The sequence below is a fragment of the Epibacterium sp. ABZ3_068 genome, assembly GCF_056159265.1.
In genome coordinates this window covers 4,054,339-4,068,538 of record NZ_JBSWUV010000001.1, presented here as the reverse complement: position 1 = coordinate 4,068,538, position 14,200 = coordinate 4,054,339, and the positions used below count along the sequence as shown (strand labels likewise).

Genomic DNA, 14,200 nt, shown 5'->3' with positions numbered 1-14,200 from the left:
CCCAATGAACATGGAAAAAATCGCAGCCCGCGGGTTGGTATTGCTGGGCTGCGGCAAAATGGGATCGGCCATGCTGAAAGGCTGGCTGGAAGGTGGACTGCCCCAAACATCTGTCTGGGTGCAGGATCCTTTTCCGTCAGATTGGGTGAATTCTACGGGCGTTCACGTCAATACTGACCTGCCGCAAAAACCTGCGATTGTATTGATTGCGGTGAAACCGCAGATGATGACAGAGGCGCTTCCGGTCCTGAAATCCTATGGGGGAGGCGGTACTTTGTTTGTCTCTGTCGCGGCCGGAACGTCGATTTCCACGTTTGAGGGCATCCTGGGTGCGGGAACTCCCATCGTGCGCGCCATGCCCAATACCCCTGCTGCCATAGCCAAAGGGATTACGGCAATTATTGGAAACGCACATTGCACGACCGCGTCTTTGGAAGACGCGGAGATGCTGTTGTCAGCGGTTGGCCAGGTGGTGCGCCTGGAAACAGAAGCGCAGATGGATGCGGTCACAGGCGTATCGGGATCCGGCCCGGCCTATGTGTTTCACATGATCGAAACGCTTGCTGCCGCCGGTGTGGCGCAAGGTTTGCCTGAGGACCTCTCCATGAAATTGGCCAAAGCGACAGTCGCAGGTGCCGGGGCGCTGGCAGAGGCCGCCGAGGAAAGCCCCAGCCAGCTTCGTGTCAATGTTACCAGTCCCAATGGCACCACGCAGGCGGCGCTTGAGGTTCTGATGAATGAAGCGGACGGGCTTCCGCTGCTTATGAAACGTGCGGTTGAGGCCGCGAGCAAACGATCCGAGGAGCTGTCTCGTGGCTGAGATTTCGTTTGACGACTTTATGAAAGTGGACGTGCGCACCGGCCGTGTGGTGCGGGCCGAAGCCTATCCTGAGGCGCGCAGGCCTGCGATCAAGATGTGGATCGATTTCGGAGATGAAATCGGCGAGAAAAAAACGTCTGCGCAGGTGACAGCCCATTACACGCCAGAGAACCTGGTTGGAAAACAGGTCTTGGCTGTGGTCAATTTTCCCGCGCGTCAGATCGGCAAATTTATGTCAGAAGTGTTGGTTCTGGGCTTGCCGGACGAAAATGGTGAAGTGGTTCTGATTGGCCCGGACGGGGATGTTGCAGCTGATGTGCCGCTGGGGGGAAGGCTCCATTGACCAACGTCCTCATTGCACGCCGGATGACCGCAGACGTGGAAGCGCGCGCCAAGGCTGAGTTTGGTGCCGTCATCCGTATGGAAACCGCTCCCATGAGCGTGGAAGAAATGGTTGATGCTCTGCAGTCGTATGACGTGGTGTTGCCGTCGTTGAGGGACCAATTCTCGGCAGAGGTGTTTGCTGCGGCAGGGGCTGGCATCCGGTGCAAACTCTTGGCCAATTTCGGTGTCGGATACAACCATATCGACGTAACGGCGGCCCGGAACGCTGGTCTTGCGGTCACAAACACGCCCGGGGCGGTGACTGACGCAACTGCAGACATAGCGTTGACCCTGATCCTGATGACGGCGCGCCGAGCGGGAGAAGGGGAGCGCGTTGTTCGTGCGGGGAACTGGCAGGGGTGGCATCCGGTGCAGTTCCTTGGGGCTCACGTCAGCGGCAAACATGTCGGCATTCTGGGAATGGGGCGGATCGGTCAGGCGATTGCACGGCGCTGTCATTTCGGTTTTGGTATGGACGTCTCCTATGTCGCGCGAAGCGAAAAACACCTCGAGTTTCCCGCCAGCCGAGCCTTAGATATCAAAGAACTTGCCGCTCAGGCCGACTTTCTTGTTGTCGCAGTTCCGGGCGGTGCTGATACGCTGCATCTTGTTAATGGGGAAGTTCTGGCAGCGATGAAGGACACGGCATTCCTCGTCAACATCGCACGCGGCGAGGTGGTTGACGAAGCCGCGCTGATCTCGGCCCTTGAGGGAGGGGAGATTGCAGGTGCGGGTCTTGACGTTTATGAATTTGAACCGATGGTGCCAGAAGCTCTGCGCGCGATGGAGAACGTCACGCTACTACCTCACCTTGGCACGGCTGCCGAAGAGATCCGGAGCGATATGGGACATATGGCCCTCGACAACATCGCGGCATTTGTTTCCGGAAAACAGCTGCCGAATACAGTTTTTTGACGTGTAACGCATAAATCTGATGTTCTCCCGCCCGTCGTTGTTTCGCTAAAGCGAACCTCCTCCCGTTGGGCATGGCAGCGCACCTTCGGTGCGCTGTTGGCGCGCAAACCTTTCAACGTAACGACAAACAAAATACACCAAACAACGAAGGAAAAACTTCAATGCGTGTAACTGTCCTTTTCCTCGCGCTGATCTCATTGGCTGGGTGTGAACCGCGCCGGGATTTCCGGAGGCTGATTTGTCTTAGTTACGCGGCCATGTCTGATATCTCCAGAGCCGCGTAGAAGTTTGCTTCGGCTTCTGCTGGCGGGATATTCCCGATGGGTTCCGGCAGGCGGCGATTGTTGAACCAATCGACCCATTCGAGCGTGGCATATTCCACGGCATCGAAGCTGCGCCATGGCCCACGTCGGTGAATGACTTCGGCCTTGAACAGGCCATTGATTGTCTCAGCAAGCGCATTGTCGTAGCTGTCACCGACGCTTCCCTCTGAGGGTTCGATCCCAGCCTCGGCTAAGCGCTCGGTGTATTTTATGGACAGATATTGCGATCCGCGGTCCGAGTGGTGCGTTAGTCCCGATCCGGGTTTGCGTTGATGAACGGCCTGTTCCAAAGCATCAAGAACGAAGTCGGCGGTCGCTGTGCGGCTGACGCGCCATCCAACGATGCGGCGGGCAAAGACGTCGATGACGAAAGCCACACACACAAACCCCTGCTCCCCTCTCACACATGCCTTGCATGTGTTGCCGGTCAGTGGTCGCGACGTAGGTGAAGTCGTCGTCCATTGGGCTCGAACCAATGGCGCCTGCATGGACGACCCCACAGCACGTTTGGTGCGGGCGCGTAGAACTGGCGGTTCACCTTGTCCAGTGGGCATGGCAGCGCCTTGTCCGGGATCGTTGTTTTGGGCTTCTTACCGCGTACAACCATTGCCCGGCAGGCGAATTGCAAGGCAATTCTGCCGAGAGGCGCCTTCAACCCCAATGTCCTTCATCAGCCGTGCGACAGTACAGCGTGCGATATCAAAGCCTTCGCGGCGCATTTGGTGCCAGACCTTTCGAACGCCATAGACGCTGAGGTTTTCCTCAAAGACACGCTCAATCTCGGGCTTCAACTCTTCATCACGCTTGGCGCGATCAGAAAGGCGTGAAGGGGCAGCGCGCTTGGCCAAATGATCATAGAAGGTGGCTGGGGCAATCGGCAAAACCCGGCAGATTGGCTCGACCCCATGATCACCCCGGTGATCTTCCCCTCTCATCGAAACTGCGTTTCGACTGCTGGGCAGTGTATGAACTGGATCATCGTTTCAGCGGGCGGTCGAGCTCCGTCCCGCTGCGCGGCAGTCGCCGCTTGCGGCGATGAGAGCGAGGGCAAAATAAGCAGACGCTTTGCGCAGGATCTCATTGGCCTGCTTCAGTTCGCGCACTTCGCGCTCAAGCGCCTTCATCTTCTCGGCCTGCTCTGCTGTTAGGCCTCCGCGTTGGCCAGTATCAACCTCGACCTTCTTAACCCATTCGTTCAGCGTCTGCGGCGCGCAGCCGATCTTCGACGAAATCGACACAATCGCCGCCCAACGGCTCTCATGCTGCCCGGCGCCATACAATAACATCCGTACAGCGCGTTCGCGCACTTCTGGTGAATACTTGTTCGTTGTCTTTGTCATGGTGCTCCATCCTACTCATGAGTTGGAGCATCCGGCAATCCCGGCGCGGTTCAGTGTAACGGTATTCCATTGGTTCCGTTGATCTAACTCTGCTACGCTAGCTCTGTAAAAGAGGGCTGAGAAACAGAGTGCTTTGCGCCGAGCGAAGCTCGGCGCCCGGCCCAAGGCCGCACAGAGCCTGTTCCGGCTTGCCCGGAGCAGGCGCGGGCGCGGGAGTGTCGCGCCTTCGTTCGAGCTGGGATAAAGGCGCTTAGAGTTTCGAGACCCGTGTGTGGGTATCTGTCACCGATTCCACCCGTTCCGAATAGCGATCCACCAAATACTCTTTGCGGTTGCGCATGAGATATGTGAACTTCACAAGCTCTTCCATCACATCGAACACGCGCCGATAGAAGGGGCCTTCTGGCAGACGTTCCCCTTCTTTGAATTCCAACCAGGCTTTGGGGATCGAACTTTGGTTCGGGATAGTAACCATGCGCATCCAACGCCCCAGGATTCTCATCTGGTTTACCGCATTGAAACTTTGCGATCCGCCGGACACCTGCATCACTGCCAGCGTCTTACCTTGTGTAGGGCGGATGCCGCCTTGTGCAGACAGCGGCAACCAGTCGATCTGCGTTTTCATGATGCCTGTCATGGTGCCATGGCGTTCTGGCGAAGACCAGACCATACCCTCGCTCCAAATGGCCAGCTCGCGCAGTTCCGTCACCTTCGGGTGTTCTGCAGCGTTCTTGTCATCTGGGAAGGGCAGGCCAGACGGGTCGAAAAGTCTGGCTTCGCATCCCAAAGCGGTGAGGATGCGTGCACATTCTTCTGCGACTTTTCGGGAATAGCTCACATCGCGGAGTGAACCATAAAGGAGCAGGATGCGGGGCGCATGTCCCGGATCATCCGCAGCGGCAAGTGCGCCCACATCAATGGGCACGAAAGCCTCGGGTGTCACAGCGGGCAGGTCGCTCAGATCAGGCAGATCCGGGCGCGGTGATTTTGTGTCAGGCACTTTCTTCTTCCAGATGCAGCTTCATGTCGAGCAACACTTGCTGCAAAAGCACCGTTTCCCTCAAGAGGCGTTTTGCCTCATTCACGGTAATAATACCGTCCTCAATAGCGGATTGGTATTCGCTCATCAGGGTTGCAAACCGTTGGCTCAAGGCTATGACGTCGGAATTTACACCGCCCGGACGCGAAACGGCATTGGGTCCATTCCCATAGGACAAAGTGATGTTTCGCAGATCTGCAAGCGCCGATGTCACATGCGGAAAAGAGGCCGATGCTTCCAGACGAGCGACCGCGTCAACAGGCATGAACCGATCTGAATGTTCTGCGTTGTCTGAGTAGTATCGTCCAAGCGTTGCCTTGGATTTTCCTGTTATTTCACAGGCGGCTTCGATGCCTACGTCTTTGACAAGAGCTTCTGTGTGTTTTTTGAGATATGTGCCGATGTCTGCCATTACCGTCCTTTGCCACTCGTCCCCGTTCAGGTTCTTGGGGAACTCGTGGAATTATTTCCCATTTCCGATTTGTAAAGGAAATGCGATTTTCTGACCATCCCTACCGGGTTTAGTGGGGTTGTGAGTGGAGAGGCGTGGCGAAAACGCATCCCTACTTGCAATTTGGTCGCTGCAAAAGTGAGTGGGCAGTGGCTTGTTATAGGCAATTGGTCTGCCATTTTGGTGCATTCCGGCAGCACATTTTTTTGTGCAGCCACCTGTTGTTCACCTGGTTTTGCAGAACCACGAACGACGTATGGGCTGAGCGGGTATTTAGTTCGCCGGAATGCGCTTTTTTTCAATGACTTATTCTGTTGTTTTTGCATGTTCCGGTTCGCCCGGAGCATGCAATTTTTGGTTTGGAAGCAGGTTTCGGTGGCATCGGAAAATGGGATTGTGTTCCTCTGCTTGCCCTTCCAGAATCTCTGTTGCGTCGCTAAACCCCGGTCATGGCCAAGCTGTACTTTAACTATTCCACGATGAACGCCGGAAAATCGGCAATGCTGTTACAGGCGTCCCACAACTACCGTGAAAATAATATGCAGACTTATCTGCTCACGGCTGATTTTGATGATCGTGGTGGGGAAGGACAGATCGCTTCACGAATCGGTATCGCAGCCCGGGCAGACACGTTTTCCGCCAGTGATGACCTGTTTGAACGTGTGCAATCGGTTGTCTCTACGCAGGCTATAGCGGCGATTTTCATCGACGAATCCCAATTCCTGTCCAAAGATCAGGTCTGGCAGTTGGCGCGGGTGGTTGATGATCTGAATGTGCCGGTGCTGTGCTATGGGCTTCGGGTTGATTTCAGGGGGGAGCTGTTTCCGGGGTCTGCGGCTTTGCTGGCGCTGGCCGACGAAATGCGGGAGGTGCGCACCATCTGCTATTGCGGCAAAAAAGCTACGATGGTTGTGCGCAAGGATGAGCAGGGCCGGATACTGACTGATGGCGAGCAGGTGCAGATCGGCGGGAATGAAAGCTACGTGTCCCTCTGCCGCAAACACTGGCGCGAAGCGATGGGTCATTAGACCTGGAGGGGGTCACATCCAAACAGCCATGGCTCTTGGTCTAGACCGTTAGGTGGATTTTGCAGAGCGGCGTTGAAAAATGATCCATTCCCATGTTGAGCGATGCGTATTATACGCGCGCCCATGACCAGCAATCCGCCAGAACTTCGCCCCGACCTCGCTCCCAAACCCACCTTGACCGACGCACCGCGCGACGGGCAGCCCACGTTGGGCATGGTATCTCTTGGATGCCCCAAGGCTTTGGTTGACAGCGAACGTATCCTGACCCGTTTGCGAGCCGAAGGATATGGGATCTCTCCTGATTACGCGGGAGCGGATGCGGTGATCGTGAACACATGTGGTTTTCTCGACAGTGCAAAGGCAGAAAGCCTGGATGCGATTGGCGAAGCGCTCAAGGAAAATGGCAAGGTGATCGTAACAGGGTGTCTGGGAGCGGAGCCTGATTACATTCGCGAACACCACCCGCGTATTCTGGCAGTCACCGGGCCGCATCAGTACGAACAGGTTTTGGACGCTGTGCATAAAGCAGTACCGCCGAGCCCGGATCCCTTTGTTGATCTTTTGCCTGCGTCCGGGGTGAAGCTCACCCCGCGCCATTTCAGCTATTTGAAGATCTCAGAGGGCTGTAACCACAAGTGCAAATTCTGCATCATCCCGGATATGCGGGGTAAACTAGCCTCGCGTCCGGCACATGCAGTCCTGCGCGAAGCTGAGAAACTGGTCGATGCAGGCGTGCGTGAACTGCTGGTTATCAGCCAGGACACATCGGCTTATGGCTTGGACCGGAAGTATTCACCGCATCCCTGGAAAGAAGGCGAGGTGCGCAGCCACATTCAGGATCTTTCTCGCGAATTGGGTAAACTTGCTCCGGCGGACGAGCTGTGGGTGCGGTTGCACTACGTATACCCCTATCCGCATGTGCGCGAGTTGATCCCGCTGATGGCCGACCCTAACAACGCGCTGCTGCCTTACCTGGACATTCCGTTTCAGCATGCCCACCCAAATGTCCTGAAACGGATGGCGCGTCCTGCTGCTGCGGCCAGGACGTTGGATGAAATCCGGGCATGGCGTGAAATCTGCCCCGACATCACCCTGCGCTCCACCTTCATTGTGGGATACCCCGGTGAAACCGAGGATGAATTCCAGCACCTTCTGGATTGGATGCAAGAGGCGCAGCTCGACCGGGTGGGGTGCTTCAAATACGAAAACGTGGATGGCGCGCGGTCGAACGAGCTGCCGGATCATGTGTCTGAAGAGGTCAAACAGGATCGCTGGGAGCGGTTCATGGAGACAGCTCAGGCCATTTCCGAGGCAAAGCTTGCATCCAAAGTGGGGCAAAAACTGCAGGTGATTGTGGATGAGATCGACGAGGACGGCGTTGCAACATGCCGGACCAAAGCCGACGCGCCCGAGATCGACGGTAATCTGTTTATTGATGAAGGCACCGACAGCCTGTCAGTTGGTGATCTGGTGGTTGTCGAAATTGATGAGGCCGGGGAGTACGACTTGTGGGGACGTCTCAAATAGGCGCCCTTACAAATCTGTCAGCGTTGCTGAAGTCGATGATCCTGTGGTTTTGTTTTAAACCACCCGTGTGACCCAGTGATCGCCAAACAGCCTGAACAAACAGGCTATTTGTCTTGCGTGTCTCGCTGAAGTTTGGCGATTTGATCAAGAACTTCTTTGTTAGGGCAAAAGTCTTGCACCGCCTGTTGTTTACCGTTCTTCAAAGTCGAAAGATGCAAGGCACAGGCCCGATCACAACCGGAGCCGCGGCATTTGGTAACAAGCTGAGAATAGCTGCGCGGGTCCAATGCTCCGCTATGCATCGCCGCGCTAAGGTCCGCCCCAACTGAGGAAGCAACTTCTTTTGTCATCCACATGTGCCGGTAAACCTGACCATGCGGACCCTGGCGTTGGTCATCATCGGAAGGTTTCAATTTTGCTTTGCCCATGTCAGCCTGCCTGCTGCAAATAAGAGAACAGATCTGCGTTGCGGCAGTAGTCGGGTGGGCAGTCACCCATTGCATTGCGCAGCGCTGCATCTCCATTTTCGCCAACCGCGTCGCATTTGGCCAACCACCTTTGGCAGGCACCGGCCGCGCCGCAGCGGCTGCAGCGTAGAACGGCTTCTGCTATCTCATCGAACTGAAGACGACCGGCAATTGCCTCTTCTTGGAGGTCCAGACCCACAGCTTTGCCCATACGATCAAACAGGCGCGCGTGCTTCTTTATCTTGGCCGTTTCTGTCATCCAGATACTCCTTTGATAGCGTCTTACTATCCCCTAGCAAAGGATCTGCACCTCGTTCTTGATTTACATCAATCAAAACACACAAAGCTGGATCTGAAATACGCTTATAGATGAACGTCTTTTATTTTCAGTGTTTTGGATTTGGTTTTCAGGCGGCTTCTGTACCAAGGTTACCCCGGGAAAACTGCGGCATTTTGTTAAAAATGTTGCAGGCTCGGCTGCGAACCCCTGACGGCAGAGGGACGATCATTGCCTGAAACGCCAGACTGAGGCGAATGGGCTCACGTGTGTAGGGTTTCGAAATAGGCACGGGTTGCATCCTGTACCCGACGGAAACGGTCGCCGCCGAGCTTCTTGCCGCCATACCAGCGGGTAACGATGATCACGTGATTTGTCAGAGCTTCGCGTTCCATCATGCGCAGGATTACCATGCCCGCGCCGCTTTCTCCGTCGTCCGCTTTGAGGCCGCCAGTAGGCAGGACCGCAGCCCAGGTATTATGGGTCGCTTTTGCATATGCGCGCTCTGATTTCAATTCAGCAAGAACCGCATCAACTTCGGCGCGTGACTGAACCGCGGCGCCGCTGACGGCATATTTGCTTCCCCGGTCAGTCAGGATCACGCCTAGTTTGTGCAGGCTGGGCAACTCACTTTGCGGGGAGGCTCCCATTAATTCAGACCGTATTTGCGAATGGTCGCCTCGACAACGTGAATACGATCCGGGTTCGATGGGTGGCTGCCCAAGAAGCGATCGCCTGGATCCGGCAGGCGATAGAAGAATTTAACGCCAACACTTGGGCGAAACCCCGCCTTATGAGTAATGATGGTGCCCAGTTCATCCGCTTCCAGCTCGAACTCTTTGGAATAGCCACGCGCGCCGACTGTGGCCCCCAGGTCTTGGGCATGTGCGATATCAGCGGCTGTGCCGCCGGCAAGCGTTGCCAGACCGGCAAGAATTATAGCACCTGAAAGGGCATTCTCACGCTGACGTTCCAGGTGGTTGCGAATGTGATGGGCCGCTTCGTGAGACATAACAAAAGCCAGCTCGTCGCGGTTGTCCAATTGGCGCAGCATTGCCTGCGTGAAGACGATCCGGGGACGGCCGCTTTTGTCCAGGGTTTGAAAAGCATTGGGCGGGGCAGAGCGGTCCGGGTCGATGGTGACCAGAAAATCGCAGTTCAGTTGGGTTGTCCGGTTGCGGCATTCTCGTTCCGCTACGGGTTCCACAACCGATTGAACGGAAGAGAAATCCGCACGGCTTATTCCACGTGCCGCACTGGTTTGCGACGCGTTGACGACACTGGGCTGTTCGATGGCAACATCACATGCAGCGACTGAAAGAAGGGCCACTAACATCAAGATACGGCGCATTTTTTGTCCTTTTCCCGATACAGGATTTCAGCGGAGATCTTAACCCGTCCCGGCGGTGAGTATCAATCGCTACGCATGCGATGTCATCTTTTGTTGTCTTTACGGCTTGTCACATTGCTTTGGCTTGCCAGTCTTGAGGGCGCATGGCAAGCTGGCCATATGTTTACAATAGAACATGAATTCGACTCCACCGTTATTACCCTGGTCGATGAGGGGGAGACCCCGCTTCAAGAGGATGTGATCGTCAATGCGTTTTCGGAATGTGTCACTGTTGAACAGGTGGATGTGACCACCGACAGGGTGGTGCGGATTTCATTAAGCCATGCACAGGTCCGGGACTTGGCAGCTGCGTTGGATCTGCCCGAAGGGATCTATCGTCTGGTCCATGATGATGGCGACAGTTGAGACAACTGACCGTTCATTCCTGTGATCTTATGACGATGTGACGCGGAACAGCTTGTCCCGGGCTGTGGCGCCGCGAATGAGCACAAGCCGCGATGGCGCCAGTCCCAAAGCGGTGGCCAGCATAGCGCGCACAGCTTCGGTGGCTTTGCCGTTTTCCGGAGCCTCAGTCACACTGATTTTCAGCGCAGGCTCTGCAATTGTTATGCTGTTTCGCCCGGCCTTTGGGGTCACACGCACAGCAATTTCCTGACCCTCCAAGGCGAGATGAGAAAGGTCCGGAAGATCTTTTTTCTTTGGTTTGCCCATTGGGTCTTCTTTTTGGTTGGCTGTGAAGCGCCGATGCTTGACTGGAAATGCCAATACATGCAAGGCCGACAGGGGGAAACCCACTTGTAAACCCCAGCGAAACCTAAGCCCGGTCGGGATTGTCCCTTGAACTTCAGCCTGTGACAACAGACATAGGCTAGGCCCATGTAAAGAGGTTTCACATATGAGCACCCGAAATGACGCCGCCCTTGAATTCCTGCTGAGCCGCCGCTCCCGACCCGCGAAGACCCTGGTCGAACCTGCGCCAAGCCGGGAGGAGCTGGAACCTATACTGACTGCCGCCGCGCGTACTCCGGATCACGGTATGTTGGTGCCCTGGCGTTTTATTGTTGTGGAAAAAGGCTCGATGCTGCGGTTGGCGGAATTGACGGTTGAAACCGGCAGGCGGCTGGGGAAGTCCGAAGAGGATATCGCCAAGGGGCGCAGCCAGTTCGATCTGGGACATCTTGCCGTTGTCGTGGTCGAAGTACAGACATCGTCCCCCAAGATCCCGGCTATTGAACAGACCTATGCTGCCGGAGCTGCGTGCCTGTCGCTTCTGAATGCTGCACTTGCGTCAGGCTGGGGGGCAAACTGGCTGTCCGGATGGGTAAGTCACGACCGCTCTTTCTGCAAAGAAGCCTTTGGTCTGGATGACAACGAAAGCATTGCCGGGATTGTCCATATCGCAACCGAAGGTTCTCGCCCGCCTGAGCGTCCGCGCCCGGATCTGTCAGAAATCACGACCTGGCTTAGCGCGTAATCGCCTTGGCACGTTACAAAGACTGGGTGTCAAGATGATCCTAGATTCGTTTTTTAAAGCGCTGGCGCAGCTTGGGGACCCACGGTTTCGGCATGTGCTGCTGAAAGGCATCGGCTTGACCATGGCTCTGCTTTTTGGGGCTTACGCGCTGATCTTTTTCGGTATCAATGCTTTGGTTGGATCCGAAACAACGTTGCCCTTGGTCGGGCAGGTTGCCTGGGTTGACGATCTGCTGTCGTGGGGGTCTCTTCTTGTGATGATCCTGTTGTCGTCGGTGCTGATGGTTCCGGTCGCCTCTGCAATAACGTCGATGTTTCTTGAGGATGTGGCGCAGGCCGTGGAAGATCGCCATTATCCACATTTGCCCAAAGCCGAGCCCGTGCCAATCTGGGTTGCACTCAAGGACACAGTCAATTTCCTGGGTGTGTTGATCTTTGCAAATTTGCTGGCGCTTGTACTCTATCTGCTGTTTGCGCCTGCTGCGCCTTTTATCTTTTGGGCGTTGAACGGTTTCCTGCTTGGACGAGAGTATTTTACATTGGTTGCAAGTCGCAGAATAGGCATCACGGCAGCGCGGGCATTGCGGTCCAAACATGCAGCCACTGTTTGGTTGGCCGGAGGGCTGATGGCCATTCCGCTGTCAGTTCCCTTTGTGAATCTGGTGATCCCGATCTTGGGCGCGGCAACCTTCACCCATGTCTTTCATCGTCTGAACAACCGCGCGGCGTCGGCATAGGTGGCCACGCGGGTTTTCCAAATGGCGCGTGAATTGGCTGCAATGCCAGGAATGCGCGGAAATTCATCACCTTGGCAGGCAGATGCCATCGTAAACGGCGCTTTGACTGGGCAGAGGTAAGAATTTGTTTCTATGCTCTCAAGTGCGGGGGCGCTTTTGCGCTCATTCCCGGCGCCCTCACACTCGCACGGCGGCCCTCCTCCAGCAGGGCCGCCAACCCCTTCCGGCAATTACAAGCAGCGGCTTAGATGGGCAGGCTATTGTGGGTCAGGAATACGGTCGAACCAGTCGAAATCATTGACCGAGATGACACCAGACAGGATGATGGTGGCAATAATCGCCCAGATAACAACTGCCACACCCGTTGTAATCAGCGCCTTGGCTTTGAGATGATGCTGCTCCGGGGCGCCGGCATGCGTGCCTGGAACAATCTCTCCACGGTCCCCTTGGGTTTCAATGCGGATCGGAATGATGATCAGGAAGGTCATGAACCAGATCACGGCATAGAGCACCAGCCCAGATGTAATCCCCATTTGATACCCTCACTTAATTGGTCCTTGCGTTGCGCATCCACATCGGACAGATGCGGTCTGCGCCCGGTATGCAGATTGGCCGGGCGCAGCGCCTATCCTGTCACACTTCTTCGAGTTCAACCAGACAACCGTTGAAATCTTTGGGGTGCAGGAAAAGGACGGGTTTGCCATGCGCGCCAATTTTCGGCTCACCACTGCCAAGGACGCGGGCACCCTGTTCTTTCAGATGATCGCGTGCGGCCAGAATGTCTTCGACCTCATAACACACGTGGTGAATGCCACCTGCCGGGTTTTTCTCCAAAAAGCCGTTAATGGGCGAGTCCTCACCCAGCGGATACAAAAGCTCGATCTTGGTGTTTGGCAATTCGATGAAGATCACCGTCACTCCGTGATCGGGTTCATCCTGGGGGGCACCAACCGTGGCACCCAGTGCGTTGCGGTATTGGTCTGCCGCGGCTTCCAGATCTGGAACGGCAATTGCAACGTGGTTCAAACGTCCAATCATGTGCTTCCTCCTCCTGTCACAATGGTCTCAGTAGATGTTTTTAAGTGGGGATGTTTATGCGCGCCGCATCGCAGCAAAACAAGTGCGACACATCCGCTTTTGCAACCAAGGTCGCAAAGCTTCTAAAATTGAGGGCGTAGTTAACTTCTAATTAGCCTCGTTTTCCTAGCCTCGATTCGGAACACATTCGTCCTGGAGCATGTAAAGCTATGGAAGATTCGGAACTCTTTGCCGCCTCCCAGCGTCTGCCGACCTCGCGTCGTCCTTTGCTGGGGCTTACTGTATTGGTCGTTGAAGACAGCCGTTTTGCCTGCGAGGCAATGCGCCTGCTTTGCCTGCGAAGCGGCGCACGAATTCGACGTGCGGATTGTCTGAAATCAGCCCGCCGCCATCTTCAGGCTTATCGTCCCTCTGCGGTGATCGTGGATCTAGGTCTGCCTGATGGCAGCGGTATCGACCTGATTACGGAATGTGTCGAAGCCACACCGCGCGTGGGCGTTGTGCTGGGCACATCAGGTGATTTGGGGCGCGAGGAAGAAGCGCTCAATGCCGGCGCGGATGGTTTCCTGCAAAAACCCATCGCAACTCTGGGTGAGTTTCAGGGACAAGTTCTGCGGCATCTGCCCGCGGACTGGCAGCAACGCGGTCCATCCGTTTTGTCGGATGAAGCTGTAGAGCCGGATCTGTTGGCTTTTCAGGACGACCTTGCCCATGCGGCGGATATTCTGTGCGAGGGTGAAGACGGCAAAAGTCTCGATTATGTCGCGCAATTTGTCGGGGGCGTGGCGCGCAGTATTGGCGACGGTGCGTTGGCGGATGCGGCTTCCGGTCTCGCGGCTGCCCGTGCCAGCGGACAGCCATTGGGCCATGCAACCGCTCTGATCGCTGGCTTGGTTCAGGATCGCTTGGAAAAACGGGTCGCAATCTGACATGATAGAGACAATTCTTGTTGCCAGCGCCACACTGATCATTGTGCTTGCGCTACAGGCTCGCCTGTCAGCGCGTCAGATAGAACGCGCCAAAGTACGGC

18 protein-coding genes and 1 pseudogene are annotated in these 14,200 nt (G+C 55.7%); 9 read left to right on the top strand and 10 right to left on the bottom strand.

Going from position 1 to position 14,200, the window contains the following annotated elements; all coding sequences use genetic code 11:
- The first annotated feature begins 4 nt into the window (after nucleotides 1-4).
- From proC to ACXAEW_RS19695, 3 genes are read left to right on the top strand one after another with little or no spacing between them, the layout of a single operon-like run.
- Entirely contained in the window at nucleotides 5-820 is an 816-nt protein-coding gene (gene proC / locus ACXAEW_RS19705) for a pyrroline-5-carboxylate reductase (RefSeq protein WP_474942950.1), read from the top strand.
- Complete coding sequence (locus ACXAEW_RS19700; protein ID WP_474942949.1) at nucleotides 813-1,163, top strand: tRNA-binding protein; 351 nt, start codon at nucleotides 813-815, stop codon at nucleotides 1,161-1,163. The genes proC and ACXAEW_RS19700 overlap by 8 nt, the downstream gene beginning before the upstream one ends.
- A 23-nt stretch (nucleotides 1,164-1,186) precedes the next feature.
- Complete coding sequence (locus ACXAEW_RS19695; RefSeq protein ID WP_474943074.1) at nucleotides 1,187-2,119, top strand: 2-hydroxyacid dehydrogenase; 933 nt, start codon at nucleotides 1,187-1,189, stop codon at nucleotides 2,117-2,119.
- A 247-nt stretch (nucleotides 2,120-2,366) separates the two neighbouring features.
- Here ACXAEW_RS19695 and ACXAEW_RS19690 read toward each other — a convergent pair.
- The 3 genes and pseudogenes from ACXAEW_RS19690 to ACXAEW_RS19680 all read right to left on the bottom strand — a co-directional run bounded on the left by ACXAEW_RS19690 (nucleotide 2,367) and on the right by ACXAEW_RS19680 (nucleotide 5,233).
- Nucleotides 2,367-3,782 (bottom strand): annotated as a pseudogene (locus ACXAEW_RS19690) (IS3 family transposase).
- Nucleotides 3,783-4,032: 250 nt separating this feature from the next.
- Complete coding sequence (gene arsH / locus ACXAEW_RS19685; RefSeq protein WP_474942948.1) at nucleotides 4,033-4,782, bottom strand: arsenical resistance protein ArsH; 750 nt, start codon at nucleotides 4,780-4,782, stop codon at nucleotides 4,033-4,035.
- Nucleotides 4,775-5,233, bottom strand: a complete 459-nt coding sequence (locus ACXAEW_RS19680; RefSeq protein WP_474942947.1) for a hypothetical protein — start codon at nucleotides 5,231-5,233, stop codon at nucleotides 4,775-4,777. The genes arsH and ACXAEW_RS19680 overlap by 8 nt, the downstream gene beginning before the upstream one ends.
- A gap of 488 nt (nucleotides 5,234-5,721) precedes the next feature.
- Between ACXAEW_RS19680 and ACXAEW_RS19675 the strand changes: the two genes are divergently transcribed.
- A complete protein-coding gene (locus tag ACXAEW_RS19675) occupies nucleotides 5,722-6,300 on the top strand; it encodes a thymidine kinase (RefSeq protein ID WP_474942946.1) in 579 nt (192 codons plus the stop codon).
- Between the two features lie 123 nt (nucleotides 6,301-6,423).
- Nucleotides 6,424-7,827: a 30S ribosomal protein S12 methylthiotransferase RimO gene (gene rimO / locus ACXAEW_RS19670; protein WP_474943073.1), complete on the top strand. Its 1,404-nt coding sequence runs from the start codon at nucleotides 6,424-6,426 to the stop codon at nucleotides 7,825-7,827.
- A 104-nt stretch (nucleotides 7,828-7,931) separates the two neighbouring features.
- Here the strand turns inward: rimO and ACXAEW_RS19665 are convergent, their stop codons facing one another.
- The 4 genes from ACXAEW_RS19665 to ACXAEW_RS19650 form a co-directional block, all read right to left on the bottom strand.
- Nucleotides 7,932-8,255 carry a DUF6455 family protein gene (locus tag ACXAEW_RS19665; protein WP_474942945.1) on the bottom strand — a complete coding sequence of 108 codons (324 nt, stop codon included), beginning with the start codon at nucleotides 8,253-8,255 and terminating at the stop codon, nucleotides 7,932-7,934.
- Nucleotide 8,256: 1 nt separating this feature from the next.
- Nucleotides 8,257-8,553, bottom strand: a complete 297-nt coding sequence (locus tag ACXAEW_RS19660; RefSeq protein WP_474942944.1) for a DUF6455 family protein — start codon at nucleotides 8,551-8,553, stop codon at nucleotides 8,257-8,259.
- A 281-nt stretch (nucleotides 8,554-8,834) separates the two neighbouring features.
- A complete protein-coding gene (locus ACXAEW_RS19655; RefSeq protein ID WP_474942943.1) occupies nucleotides 8,835-9,221 on the bottom strand; it encodes a YigZ family protein in 387 nt (128 codons plus the stop codon).
- The gene (locus ACXAEW_RS19650; protein WP_474942942.1) at nucleotides 9,221-9,922 is read right to left on the bottom strand and encodes a M48 family metalloprotease; all 702 of its coding nucleotides are present in this window, start codon (nucleotides 9,920-9,922) and stop codon (nucleotides 9,221-9,223) included. The genes ACXAEW_RS19655 and ACXAEW_RS19650 overlap by 1 nt, the downstream gene beginning before the upstream one ends.
- Nucleotides 9,923-10,081: 159 nt before the next feature.
- Here ACXAEW_RS19650 and ACXAEW_RS19645 point away from each other — a divergent pair, with 159 nt between their 5' ends.
- Complete coding sequence (locus ACXAEW_RS19645) at nucleotides 10,082-10,327, top strand: hypothetical protein (RefSeq protein WP_474942941.1); 246 nt, start codon at nucleotides 10,082-10,084, stop codon at nucleotides 10,325-10,327.
- A 27-nt stretch (nucleotides 10,328-10,354) separates the two neighbouring features.
- On the opposite strand, the gene ACXAEW_RS19640 is transcribed toward ACXAEW_RS19645, so the two are convergent.
- Nucleotides 10,355-10,633, bottom strand: a complete 279-nt coding sequence (locus ACXAEW_RS19640; protein ID WP_474942940.1) for a DUF167 domain-containing protein — start codon at nucleotides 10,631-10,633, stop codon at nucleotides 10,355-10,357.
- Nucleotides 10,634-10,817: 184 nt separating this feature from the next.
- Here ACXAEW_RS19640 and ACXAEW_RS19635 point away from each other — a divergent pair, with 184 nt between their 5' ends.
- Together ACXAEW_RS19635 and ACXAEW_RS19630 are read left to right on the top strand one after the other, a co-directional pair.
- Nucleotides 10,818-11,396 (top strand): nitroreductase family protein, encoded by a 579-nt coding sequence (locus ACXAEW_RS19635; RefSeq protein ID WP_474942939.1) that lies wholly within the window; start codon nucleotides 10,818-10,820, stop codon nucleotides 11,394-11,396.
- Between the two features lie 34 nt (nucleotides 11,397-11,430).
- Complete coding sequence (locus ACXAEW_RS19630) at nucleotides 11,431-12,132, top strand: EI24 domain-containing protein (RefSeq protein ID WP_474942938.1); 702 nt, start codon at nucleotides 11,431-11,433, stop codon at nucleotides 12,130-12,132.
- 257 nt (nucleotides 12,133-12,389) lie between these two features.
- On the opposite strand, the gene ACXAEW_RS19625 is transcribed toward ACXAEW_RS19630, so the two are convergent.
- Nucleotides 12,390-12,665, bottom strand: a complete 276-nt coding sequence (locus ACXAEW_RS19625; protein WP_474942937.1) for a DUF1467 family protein — start codon at nucleotides 12,663-12,665, stop codon at nucleotides 12,390-12,392.
- A 100-nt stretch (nucleotides 12,666-12,765) separates the two neighbouring features.
- Complete coding sequence (mce, locus tag ACXAEW_RS19620; RefSeq protein ID WP_474942936.1) at nucleotides 12,766-13,170, bottom strand: methylmalonyl-CoA epimerase; 405 nt, start codon at nucleotides 13,168-13,170, stop codon at nucleotides 12,766-12,768.
- A 209-nt stretch (nucleotides 13,171-13,379) separates the two neighbouring features.
- On the opposite strand from mce, the gene ACXAEW_RS19615 reads away from it, so the two are divergent.
- The gene (locus ACXAEW_RS19615) at nucleotides 13,380-14,099 is read left to right on the top strand and encodes a response regulator (protein ID WP_474942935.1); all 720 of its coding nucleotides are present in this window, start codon (nucleotides 13,380-13,382) and stop codon (nucleotides 14,097-14,099) included.
- The last annotated feature ends 101 nt before the right edge of the window (nucleotides 14,100-14,200 follow it).

Excerpts from the sequence above, each read along its gene's own strand:
- proC (WP_474942950.1), top strand. The coding sequence starts at position 5 with ATGAACATGGAAAAAATCGCAGCCCGCGGGTTGGTATTGCTGGGCTGC.
- ACXAEW_RS19695 (WP_474943074.1), top strand. The coding sequence starts at position 1,187 with ATGACCGCAGACGTGGAAGCGCGCGCCAAGGCTGAGTTTGGTGCCGTC.
- ACXAEW_RS19680 (WP_474942947.1), bottom strand. The coding sequence starts at position 5,233 with ATGGCAGACATCGGCACATATCTCAAAAAACACACAGAAGCTCTTGTC.
- ACXAEW_RS19675 (WP_474942946.1), top strand. The coding sequence starts at position 5,722 with ATGGCCAAGCTGTACTTTAACTATTCCACGATGAACGCCGGAAAATCG.
- rimO (WP_474943073.1), top strand. The coding sequence starts at position 6,424 with ATGACCAGCAATCCGCCAGAACTTCGCCCCGACCTCGCTCCCAAACCC.
- ACXAEW_RS19665 (WP_474942945.1), bottom strand. The coding sequence starts at position 8,255 with ATGGGCAAAGCAAAATTGAAACCTTCCGATGATGACCAACGCCAGGGT.
- ACXAEW_RS19660 (WP_474942944.1), bottom strand. The coding sequence starts at position 8,553 with ATGACAGAAACGGCCAAGATAAAGAAGCACGCGCGCCTGTTTGATCGT.
- ACXAEW_RS19655 (WP_474942943.1), bottom strand. The coding sequence starts at position 9,221 with ATGGGAGCCTCCCCGCAAAGTGAGTTGCCCAGCCTGCACAAACTAGGC.
- ACXAEW_RS19650 (WP_474942942.1), bottom strand. The coding sequence starts at position 9,922 with ATGCGCCGTATCTTGATGTTAGTGGCCCTTCTTTCAGTCGCTGCATGT.
- ACXAEW_RS19645 (WP_474942941.1), top strand. The coding sequence starts at position 10,082 with ATGTTTACAATAGAACATGAATTCGACTCCACCGTTATTACCCTGGTC.
- ACXAEW_RS19640 (WP_474942940.1), bottom strand. The coding sequence starts at position 10,633 with ATGGGCAAACCAAAGAAAAAAGATCTTCCGGACCTTTCTCATCTCGCC.
- ACXAEW_RS19635 (WP_474942939.1), top strand. The coding sequence starts at position 10,818 with ATGAGCACCCGAAATGACGCCGCCCTTGAATTCCTGCTGAGCCGCCGC.
- ACXAEW_RS19630 (WP_474942938.1), top strand. The coding sequence starts at position 11,431 with ATGATCCTAGATTCGTTTTTTAAAGCGCTGGCGCAGCTTGGGGACCCA.
- ACXAEW_RS19625 (WP_474942937.1), bottom strand. The coding sequence starts at position 12,665 with ATGGGGATTACATCTGGGCTGGTGCTCTATGCCGTGATCTGGTTCATG.
- mce (WP_474942936.1), bottom strand. The coding sequence starts at position 13,170 with ATGATTGGACGTTTGAACCACGTTGCAATTGCCGTTCCAGATCTGGAA.
- ACXAEW_RS19615 (WP_474942935.1), top strand. The coding sequence starts at position 13,380 with ATGGAAGATTCGGAACTCTTTGCCGCCTCCCAGCGTCTGCCGACCTCG.